Origin of the sequence: Aeromonas sp. 600282 (assembly GCF_049175755.1) — a bacterium.
Classification (GTDB): Bacteria; Pseudomonadota; Gammaproteobacteria; order Enterobacterales; family Aeromonadaceae; genus Aeromonas; species Aeromonas veronii_A.
Genome location: NZ_JAAKVR010000001.1, coordinates 632,481 through 643,105, shown reverse-complemented (window position 1 = coordinate 643,105; position 10,625 = coordinate 632,481). Strand labels below are relative to the sequence as shown.

Genomic DNA, 10,625 nt, shown 5'->3' with positions numbered 1-10,625 from the left:
GAGAAGGATTCGAACCTTCGAAGGCAGAGCCGTCAGATTTACAGTCTGATCCCTTTGGCCGCTCGGGAACCCCTCCACAAGTGCGAGGCGCATACTAACAGATCTTCCGGTTTTGTGAACCCCCAAGCAGGATTTTTCCATTAAAAGAATTGGATTTGTGGCCGATAACCAGTGAAATCGCCATTTTCGAGAGTTATCTCATGCTGCCCAGTTCAATCCGTAATCACCTGCTCGTCGATGAGGGCCAGTTGGGACAGCGCCTCAACCGTGACCTGCAACATGGCGATCGGGCGGATTTCCGGTTGCATCTGGCCCTGCTGACCGACGCGGTGGAGGAGCAGCCCTGGTTTGATGCCAAACCGGCGGCCACTTCCCAGAGCCGTGACTGGCGTATGCACTTTGACCTGAGACCGGCAGAGGTGCTGGTGGCTGAAGGGGCTGGGAGTGACTGCAGTGCCATCAATGAGCGGTTGCAACAGGGGGGAAGCATGGTGGATGTGCGGCTCTGGCTGGCGCTGCAAACGCCGCCGCTGGCGGTCAAGCAATCCTTGCTGGATGAGGCTGTCTACGACAACCTGTCACCGCTGGCGCGGGAGCGGTTGCAAGGAAAGCTGGCCGATGTGCCGAGGCAGGAGGATCCGCTGGTATTGCTGCCGATCCTCGATCGTTTGCAAGAGGGGGTGGATACCCGGTTGCACTGGCTTAGTTGATGGCGCCTGTTCACTGGTGTAACGCGATGCTTGTCGGAAAATCACAGGCAACAAAAAGGCGGGTAACCCCGCCTTTATGCTCTTTGGAATTTTTAGCCTTGCGGCATGCTATCAAGCGTCAGCTTCATCCGGTTGCGGCTGTTCTTTGAGCGCGGCATTGGCACGACGGGCAATCGGCTTTTCGGTGTGACGGTTGAGTTGGCGCTCCAGTTTTTGCCCCAGTTCGTTGATGGCGGCGTAGAGATCCTCATGCTCTGCCTGGGCAAACAGTTTGCCGTTGGGGATGCCAGCACTGGCTTCGACAGTGAACATCAGACGCTCTTTGGAAACAATCACATGGGGTGTGATGAGAGGCACCTGAAGACGTTCGAGCTTTTCAAAACGGGATTCGATGCGCTCGCGGATAGCCGGGGTGATGTCGATGATTTTGCTGGTAATTTCGATTTTCATATTGGCCCCCTTCGGGTCGTCTTGCTTGTGTCTTCACCTTCAGATTACTCATTGGTAAAGATTGAAATGTGATCCATGTCACATAACCTTCCCTTGGCTATTCAGCAACTTATAAATTGTGATCTTTTCCGGTTTCGTGCCAAAAACAGCTTGAGCTCCATGAAACTGGCAGGCAGTATGACGGGAATAGGATCGTTTCTGTCCCTTCTTGGCAGCACTTCGTGTCGACCTCATGTCCGGTTTCCACTGCTTGATATCGCATGTTTGTACTCTTTCCTCGCAACCTCTGATCTGATGAGCGGATGCAGGGGGCGTTGCTATGCCTGATTGGACATCAAACGTGGTTGGTTGTTGTGTTGGAGTGGTAAATGAAGCAGCAGGCCACGCAAGTCATGTGGTTTTTCGATCGGCAACATGATCAGTGGAGTCTCTCTGATCAGGGGGCCTACCAGCAGTGGCAAGGGGAGGGCAATCATCCCTGGGCCGCTAGCTTGTTACCGGAAGACGAGGCAGGCTTTGCCGACTTTCTCGTCCGGCTTCATGAATCACATCTGCCTGAACAGTTTATCGGTCATCTGAAAGATGATCAGGGGCAGCTCAACCATGTGCTCTGGAGCGGTCAGTTTGTGCCCACCCAGCAGATCTGCTGTGGCTGGCTGGCCCCTCTTGATACCGCCAACAGTGCAGTCTCCTCCCTCAACCTCTCTTTGCCATTGCTGCAAACCACCCTGCTCACCCAGTTGGCGCAGGCGCTCTCTGCCCGCACCGGGCTCGATTTCTTCAATACCCTGGTTAGCCAGCTGGCTCATATCCTCAAGGTGGATGCGGTCTGGGTGGGTGAGTTGTGCGGTGCAGATCGGGTCAAAGTACTGGCCGCCGACGGGCTGGCGCAGAAGGACTATCCGCTGGCGGGCTCCCCCTGTCAGGAGCTCTACAAGCAAGGGGCCATCTGTTTCGAGGTGATCGATGAGTCGCAGGAGTATCAACCCTGGCTGGCGGCCGGGCAGACTTACTACGGTCAGCCGCTGTTTGATGCCAGAGGCCAACTTCTGGGCCATCTGGCGCTGCTCTATTCGGCCCCGGCAGATACCAGCAATCTCACCTCGGTGCTCAATACCTTCTCGGTACGGATGGTGGCCGAGCTGGAGCGTCTGCAATCCGATGCCCAGATGCGCCTCTCTGCCGTTGCATTCGAGACCCACGAAGGGATCATCATCACGGATCCGGGGTTCAAGATCCTGCGGGTCAACAACGCCTTCAGTCAGATCACCGGCTTTGACAGCCAGTCGGTGCTGGGCCTGCATCTGGAAGAGGATCTCTGGCCAAATCTGGGGGGGCTCGGCTACGAGCTCAATACCCTCAGCCGCTGGCAGGGGGAGACCCAGCGTCGCCATGTCGATGGTCACACCTATCCCCAGTGGGAGATAGTGACGCCGGTGCAGGACGAGAAGGGGGTGATCAGCCACTTTGTCATCTGCTTCGAGGATATCTCCGAGCGCAAGGCGGCCGAGCGACGCATTCAGGATCTCGCCTATTACGACGAGCTGACCGGATTGCCCAATCGCCGTCAGCTCCACGAGACTCTGGTGCAGGCCTTCAACGAGGCGACCCGCGATGGCTTGATTGGCGCGCTGCTCTTTATCGATCTCGATCACTTCAAGACCATCAACGACTCCCTCGGCCACGCCACCGGTGACTGGCTGCTCAAGGAGGTCGCCGCCCGTCTCAAACGGTTGGTGCGACAGGGGGATTGTCTGGCCCGCCTCGGTGGTGACGAGTTTGTTCTGTTGCTGCCATCGCTCTCGGCCAGCCCGCCCCAGGCGGAGATGCAGGCCGATATCATTGCCGAGCGGCTCATCACCGAGATTGCCGCTCCTTATACCTATGTGGGGCAGGTGCTGCACATCGGTGCCAGCGTCGGCATTACCCTGTTTCCGGATCGGGAGCAGGGGGTCGATGATCTGCTCAAGCAGGCGGATACCGCCATGTATCAGGCCAAGTCCGCTGGCCGCAAGACCCGTCGCTTCTTCGATGCCTCGATGCAGCAGCAGGCGGATCGCCGTCTGCTCATTCACAACGAATTGCGCAACGCCCTCAGCCAGCAAGAGCTGACCCTCTACTATCAGCCCCAGCATATGGTCGATGGCGGCGATATCATTGGTGTCGAGGCGCTCATTCGCTGGCAGCCAGCCGGTCGCTCGCTGGTCTCGCCGGCCGAATTTATTCCCATTGCCGAGGAGACGGACCTGATTGTCGATATCGGCAACTGGGTGCTGCACGAGGCGTGCGCCCAGTATGTGCTGTGGGAGGAAAACGGCATCCACATTCCGCAGATCTCGGTCAACGTCAGTGCCAAGCAGTTCCATGCCACCGATTTTGTCGAGCGGATCCACGATGTGTTGGCGCAAACCGGCATGGATCCGGCCTGCCTCAATCTGGAGATCACCGAGTCCGTGGTGCTGGGTCATGCCGAGGACACCATCAGCAAGATGACCGAGCTCAAGGAGCTCGGCATCAGCTTTGCCATCGACGATTTTGGCGCCGGTTACTCCTCCCTGAGCTACCTCAAGCGGCTGCCTGCCGATGAGCTCAAGATCGACCGCTCCTTCATTCAGGACATCCCGAAAGATGGCGACAACATGGCCATCGTCGAGGCGGTGATCGCCATGGCTCGACATATGGGGTTCAACGTCACGGCGGAAGGGGTGGAATCCCGCCAGCAACTGGAGTTTCTCAAGGCGCAGGGGTGCAGTTTCTATCAGGGCTATCTCGCCTCCAAGCCGCTGCCGGTGCCCTATCTGGAGAAATATGTACAGCGGCTGACCAGACCGGAGCAACTGCGTGAAATGCAGCTGAGCGAGGCAGAAAAATAGTCCTTGCTCCCCGCTGTAGCGCTGCCCGGCAACGGGTAGAATGAGAGGCAGTAGACCCACCGCCAGCGGGCGGTGTATTGCCCTCAATGGAGATGCTCAGTGAAAGCTGTATGGGGAATTGTTTTGTCGGCGCTGTTCGTGCCGACCCTGATGGCGCAGACTGCCGACCAGACGCTCTACCGTCAGGCGTATGACGCCGTACGGGCCAATGATCAGGCCCGTTTCCAGCAAATTCGTGCCCGGTTGACCCATTACCCCCTGCTCCCTTACCTCGATTACTATCAGCTCGCCTTTCGTCCGGGGGCGGCGGATTACAACGATGTGACCCGCTTTATCCGCCAGCATGGAGATACCCCCCAGTCCAACCGGCTGGAGCGCAGCTATCTGACCTATCTGGCCCAGAGCCAGCAGTGGTCGCAGTTCCTGCGCTTCTATCCGGCCAAGCCGAGCTCCACCGATCTGCTCTGCATGCACTATCAGGCGCTCTATTACACCGGCAAGCCGAAAGAGGCGTTGCAGGGGGCGGGCAAGATCTGGATGAGCGGTCAATCCCGTCCCGATGCCTGCTCCCCGCTGTTCCAGCTGTGGCAGGCATCCGGTCAGCGAACCCAGGAGAAGATCTGGCAGCGGATGACGCTGGCGTTCGAGGCGGAAAACCCCAACCTGATCCGCCACCTTGGCGCAACCCTGGGTAGCGGCTTGCAAAGCTATGGCGATCAGATGGTGACCCTGTTCGAGCAGCCTGCCAAGGCGATGAACCCGGCCTATTTCAGCAGCAATCCTTATTCTCGCAAGCTGCTCTCCCTCGGTTTGACCCGCTATGCCAATCAGGAGCCGGAGTCGGTGCTGCGCCAGCTTGCGCTGTTTCGCAGCCGTTTCGGCCTGACCCAGGCCGAGGTGAAACCGGTAGAACGTGCCATTGCCCGCCGCCTGCTGCTGGATCGCTCCATTGCCCAGCGTAGCTGGGTCGACAGCACGGTGAAAAAGCTGGCGGATCCCGACATTACCGAGCTGCGGGCGCGACTGGCCATCTGGGAGCAGGATTGGCGTGGCCTCTCCGGCTGGGTGAAGATGATGCCGATGGCCCGTCAGAAAGAGGATCGCTGGCGCTACTGGATGGCGCGCTCCCTTGAGGTGCAGGGGCAGCAAAAACCGGCGCGGGATCTCTATCTGGAGACCGCCAACCTGCGCGGTTTCTACGGCTTTATGGCCGCCCAGCGCACCGGCGTGCCCTATCGCATCAAGAACCAGAGCGTCAAGCATGTACCGGACTGGCGCACGGCCAGCCAGCGCTGGCCCTTCCTGTTGCGGGTGCGCGAATTGCTCTCGATGAACGAGATTGCGGCGGCCCGCTCGGAGTGGATCCACAACATGGATCGCAATCCGGTGGCCCAGCGCATCGAGTTTGGTCATATCGCCCTCAATCAGGGGTGGCACGAGCTGGCCATTCTCGCCAGCATTCGCGCCGAAGCGTGGGATGCCCTCGACCTGCGCTTCCCGCTGCCGCTCAAACGCACCTTCTCCCAGATGGCGCAAGAGCGCACCATGAACACCAGTTTGCTCTATGCCATCTCCCGTCAGGAGAGTGCCCTCTATCCGCTGGCCCAGTCGCCGGTGGGGGCGCGCGGTCTGATGCAACTGATGCCTGCTACTGCCAAAGAGACTGCCGGCAAGCTGGGGGTGCCCTATCGCAACGAGCAGCAACTGTTTGATCCGACGATGAATATTCGTCTGGGGAGCGCTTATCTCAAGCGCTTGCTGGATGTCTATGATGGCAACCGGATCCTGGCGGCGGCCGCCTACAACGCCGGGCCGGGACGGGTAAAACGCTGGCGAGAGCAGAGTGACAACAAGCCGATGGACGTGTGGGTCGAGAGTATCCCCTACAAGGAGACCCGCAACTACGTACAAAACGTGTTGTCGTTCGATCTCATTTATCAGCACAAGCTGCAGCAGCCGCTGCGCTTCATGTCGGAGCGGGAGCTCAATCACGCCTATTGAGTCGGGGGCCGCCAGCCGGCCCCTGTTTTCAAATTTCCTTGCTGCCGGGTATCATCGGGTAAGGTTTTGTTACCAAAGGAAACATGCCTGGTGACCTGGCTCCGGGAATTGCATCAGGCCGCAGGGTATACTCAGGCGTCGGCACCGACAGGTTCCCCCACAATAAAGGAATGGATAGTGGCAACGATTAAAGACGTTTCTCAGCTGGCAAATGTGTCTATCTCCACCGTGTCGCGGGTTATCAATAACACGGCACAGGTAGCACCGGAAAAGCGTGAGGCCGTACTGGCGGCCATGAAGGAACTGAATTTTCGACCCAACAGTTTTGCCCAGGCACTGGTCAGCAAGCGTTCCAACTGCATTGGCGTGCTGGTTGGCGACCTCTGCGGCGGCCCCTTCTTTGCCCAGATGATGCGTGGCATCGAAACCATGGTCGATCAGGCCAACAAGTTCACCATCGTCATGTCTGGCAACCACGATATCGCGCGCGAGCGTCATGCCATTCAGGCGCTGCTGCAGCGCCAGTGCGATGCGCTGATCCTCCACAGCAAGGCGCTCCCGGACGAGGAGCTGAGCGAGCTGGCGGCAGGCTCTACCCCCATCGTGTTTATCAACCGTCAGGTGCCGGGCTTTGAGGATCGCTGCGTCTGGCTCGATAACCAGGCGGGGATCACCACCGCGTGCCAGCACTTGCTGGATGCCGGTCATCGCAACATCGCCTTTATCACCTCCGATGATGAAGAGTTTGTCGATGGTCAGCAGCGGATGGCCGGTTACACCCAGACCCTGGCCAGAGCCGGGATCGCCTTTGATCCTGCACTCGTCAGCCGCGCCTTTGCCGACGAAAATGGCGGCTATGTGGCGATGAGTGAACTGCTGGCCCGTGGTGTCGAGTTCACGGCCGTGCTCGGTTTCAACGACGGCATGGTGGCGGGGGCGATCTCTTGCCTGCTGGAGCGGGGTTACAAGATCCCGCAGCAGGTGTCGGTGGTGGGGTTCGACGATATCCCCTACGCCCGCTACATCTATCCCAAGCTCACCACGGTGCGCTACCCCATCGAGGAGATGGGCAGCCGCGCTGCCGAACTGGCGCTGCGCCTGCTCGATCACAAGCCGGTAGACGGCCTGGCGCTCAAGTTTGAAGCCCAGCTGGTGGAGCGTGAGTCAGTCGCCTGACGTGCGTCAAACAGTGAACAACAGTGTGGCCCCATCGGGGCCACACTGTTTTCTGAGTTATCTCTCTAATCCGCCATTTATCCCGCCAGGGCGATCCGCTGCTGGCGGCGTGCCTCCACCCCTTCTGCCACCATATCGAGCAGCCGCCTTGTCTGTTCCCAGCCGATACAGCTATCGGTGATCGACTGGCCGTAGCGCAGCGGTTTGCTGCCGATATCCTGACGCCCTTCGCAGATAAAACTTTCCACCATGATGGCGGCGATGGCATGGCTACCAGCACCCAGCTGGTCGGCAATGTCACGGGCAACCAGCAGCTGGCGGGCATGCTGCTTCTGGCTGTTGCCGTGGCTGCAATCGATCATCAGCCGGGGTGACAGATGATGCTGGCGCAGCAGTTCGCCAGCCTCTGTCACATGATTGCTCTGATAGTTGGGCTGGCGGCCACCTCGCAGGATCAGGTGGCAGTCGGGGTTGCCATGGCTGCGCACCAGTGCCAGCTGGCCATCACCGGAAGGTTGGGTATAGAGGTGGGCCGCCCGGCTGGCGAGGATCGCCTCGACCGCGATCCGGATATTGCCGTCGGTGCCGTTTTTAAAACCAATGGGGCAGGGGAGGGCCGAGGCCAGTTGGCGGTGGAGCTGGGATTCGGTGGTGCGGGCACCGATAGCGCCCCAGCTGATGAGATCCCCCAGATAGAGCATGCTGGTGAGATCGAGAAATTCGGTGGCACAGGCGAGCCCTTCCTGTCCAAGGGCCTGCAGTAACTCTCGGGCCTGGGATAGGCCCTTTTCCAGCCGATCGCTGCCATCGAGGTCGGGATCGAAGATAAACCCTTTCCAGCCGAGCGTCGTGCGCGGCTTTTCGAAATAGGTGCGCATCACCAGTTGCAACTGCTCCCCGTATTGGTCCTGCAGTTCAGCGAGCTGGCCACCATAGTCGCGGGCGGCAGCCGGATCGTGAATGGAGCAGGGGCCGATCACCAGCAGCAGGCGATCATCCTCACCCTGCAGAATATGGCGGGCTTGCTGGCGGCTGCGTGCAATTTGGCGAGCGAGCCGTACCGGACAGGGTCTGGCCTTTAACATCTCGTCAGGGGTGGGCAATGTTGCAAGGGGTGAAGCATTCAGAAGTGAGGTGAACATGAGCGATCCTGATGAAAATGGAAATCTGCATGCTCTTTGCTGTCCAGTGGGGATCTTCCCCTTATTCTCTTGGTTAACAGAGCGCGGGCATGGGCCCGCGCTCTGTTATATCGGCCTTGGCTACCTTAGAAGCGGGCTGAGCCGCTGACGTAGTAGCTGCGACCCGGTTCGACGTTCTGGAAGACGGTGTCTTTCTCTTGCAGGCGCACGTCGGTCAGGTTGTTGATCCCCAGTCGCAGGTCAAAGTTCTCGGTGACCTTGAAGCCGGTGCCGAGATCGAAGGTCTGATAGCTGGGCAGCTTGTGCAGTACGACAACCTTGTTGACGGTCTGCTCGGCAAACTGGGTGCCGGTGTAGGTGGTGCCGACAAAGGCATTGACCCGCTCGGTGGCCTGCCAGGTGATCTTGGCGTTGGCCTTGTGCTCGGGCCGCTCGGGCAGAGCCTGACCCTGATCGCCTTCCGCCTTGAGGTAGGTGTAGTTGGCGCCAAGGTTGATATCGTCGGTCAGATCGAGCTTGCCGGTCAGCTCCAGCCCCTTGGTGGTGGCTTTCTCCAGGTTGTACCAAGTGCGGTCAGTGGAGTTCGGCAACTGCTTGAAGGTGAGCATGTCGTCGATGTCGGAGTAGAAGAGGGTGGCGCTGGTCTCCCAGATCCCTTCTCCTGCGATGACACCCAGCTCGTAGTTGGTGCTGGTTTCCGGCTTGACCTTGTCGCTGCCATAGATGCGGCAGCTGCCGCCGCAGCTCTCGATGCTGTAACCGTTGGAGTACTGGTGTGGTGCCGGAGCCTTGAAGGCCTGGCTGACCCCGCCCTTGACGGTCACCACATCGTTCATCTCATAGACCAGATAGCCGCGCGGGGTGAAGTGGCTGCCGTAGATCTCGTGGTGATCGTAACGGCCGCCCAGCGTGAAGGTCAGGCTGTCGGTCAGGCCGATCTCGTCCTGAGCGAACAGCGCCTCCTGGGAGTGACTCTCTTTGCCGCCGATATCCTTGTAGCTCACCGCATCCACCAGCTCCCGATCCAGATATTCACCACCCAGGGTCAGGTAGTGGTTGGCCAGCGCCAGGTTGGTATAGCCCTTGAGGGTCAGGGTGTTCTCTTCCAGCTCCCGCTGTTGCGGGGCAGAGTAGCTGGTGTTGAAGTCGTCGATCTGGGAGCTTTCATAGTTGGCCATGACGGTGGTGTCACCCCAGCTCCAGTTCCCCTTGTGGGTCAGACCAAACAGGTTGCGATCGTTTTGCTGCTGGCGGCTGTGCACCTTGTTGCCGGTTTTGCGGAAGATATCGAGAGGCCGCTCATCCTGGTTGTAGAGGTAATCCAGCTCGAAGCGTTGTTGCTCATCCACCAGCCAGCTCAGGGTAGAGGCGAAGTTGCGGGTCTGTTTGGCTTCGATAAGGGGGATGCCGTCAGCAGCTTCGGTGGGGGTCCAGGCTTGACGGTCATACACCTCGCCGTTCATCCGGATCAGCAGGTTGTCGGTCAGGGGGCCGGTAAAGCCCAGGTTGGTCCTGTGCTGATCGCCGCCATCCTTGCCCTCGATGGCCTTGAAGTCGGCATCAGCCGCCCCTTGCCAGGTTTTGCCCGGCTGTTTGGTGATGATATTGATGACACCACCGATGGCATCGGAGCCGTAAAGTGCTGACATGGGACCACGGATCACCTCGACCCGCTGGATCATGCCAAGGGGGACCGGGGTGTTGTCGAAGTTGCCGCCGCGCCACAGGGCATTGGAGGAGGAGAGGCGTTTGCCATCCACCAGTACCAGGGTGTACTTGCCGGACATGCCACGAATACCGATATCGCTGCGGCCATTGGTGTCCGCTTCAGCCTGAATGCCCACTTCGTGGCGCAGCAGGTCGGCAAGGTCATTGACGGGCGCGGCGGCGATCTGTTCGGCCGTGATGACAGAGATAGAGGCCGGTGCCGAGCGGGTATTGTGCGCCGTTGTGGTGACGGTGATCACCTCATCGGCTTGAGGGGCGTTACTGGCGGCGATGGCTTGCTGGGTCAGCAGAGTGACGATGGTGGTGGCCAGCAGGCTGGGAGCAATAAAACGGGAGGTTGAGGATTTCATTATTTACATCTTCCATAATATGCAAATGATAAGCGTTATCATTATCAAGTTGAATTTACTCCGATCGCAACTCTTTTTTATTGGCGAAGCTCAGTTTCGTTCGTCACTCTCTTTTGACTAAAAAGAAGTTAATGAAATTGATTCTCATTTGTATTGATCGTTTTTTCGCTCCTTGTTAGGATGCCGTTCACCCTG

The 10,625-nt window shown here is 58.9% G+C and carries 7 protein-coding genes; 4 read left to right on the top strand and 3 right to left on the bottom strand.

The window, feature by feature from the left end; all coding sequences use genetic code 11:
* Positions 1 to 200 precede the first annotated feature (200 nt).
* On the top strand, positions 201 to 710 hold the full coding sequence (locus tag G5137_RS02750; RefSeq protein ID WP_216977409.1) for a VC2046/SO_2500 family protein: 510 nt from the start codon (positions 201 to 203) through the stop codon (positions 708 to 710).
* A 111-nt stretch (positions 711 to 821) separates the two neighbouring features.
* Here G5137_RS02750 and hpf read toward each other — a convergent pair whose 3' ends face one another.
* Positions 822 to 1,160 carry a ribosome hibernation-promoting factor, HPF/YfiA family gene (hpf, locus tag G5137_RS02745; protein WP_005334257.1) on the bottom strand — a complete coding sequence of 113 codons (339 nt, stop codon included), beginning with the start codon at positions 1,158 to 1,160 and terminating at the stop codon, positions 822 to 824.
* A 368-nt stretch (positions 1,161 to 1,528) separates the two neighbouring features.
* Between hpf and G5137_RS02740 the strand changes: the two genes are divergently transcribed.
* The 3 genes from G5137_RS02740 to G5137_RS02730 all read left to right on the top strand — a co-directional run bounded on the left by G5137_RS02740 (position 1,529) and on the right by G5137_RS02730 (position 7,210).
* Positions 1,529 to 4,033, top strand: a complete 2,505-nt coding sequence (locus G5137_RS02740) for a putative bifunctional diguanylate cyclase/phosphodiesterase (protein ID WP_421204641.1) — start codon at positions 1,529 to 1,531, stop codon at positions 4,031 to 4,033.
* A gap of 99 nt (positions 4,034 to 4,132) precedes the next feature.
* Complete coding sequence (locus G5137_RS02735) at positions 4,133 to 6,034, top strand: transglycosylase SLT domain-containing protein (RefSeq protein ID WP_040066126.1); 1,902 nt, start codon at positions 4,133 to 4,135, stop codon at positions 6,032 to 6,034.
* Positions 6,035 to 6,211: 177 nt separating this feature from the next.
* Positions 6,212 to 7,210 carry a LacI family DNA-binding transcriptional regulator gene (locus G5137_RS02730; protein WP_040066127.1) on the top strand — a complete coding sequence of 333 codons (999 nt, stop codon included), beginning with the start codon at positions 6,212 to 6,214 and terminating at the stop codon, positions 7,208 to 7,210.
* Positions 7,211 to 7,287: 77 nt separating this feature from the next.
* On the opposite strand, the gene G5137_RS02725 is transcribed toward G5137_RS02730, so the two are convergent.
* Positions 7,288 to 8,352: a 3-deoxy-7-phosphoheptulonate synthase gene (locus G5137_RS02725; protein ID WP_421254866.1), complete on the bottom strand. Its 1,065-nt coding sequence runs from the start codon at positions 8,350 to 8,352 to the stop codon at positions 7,288 to 7,290.
* Positions 8,353 to 8,477: 125 nt separating this feature from the next.
* Entirely contained in the window at positions 8,478 to 10,430 is a 1,953-nt protein-coding gene (locus tag G5137_RS02720; protein ID WP_158109616.1) for a TonB-dependent receptor domain-containing protein, read from the bottom strand.
* Positions 10,431 to 10,625 lie beyond the last annotated feature (195 nt).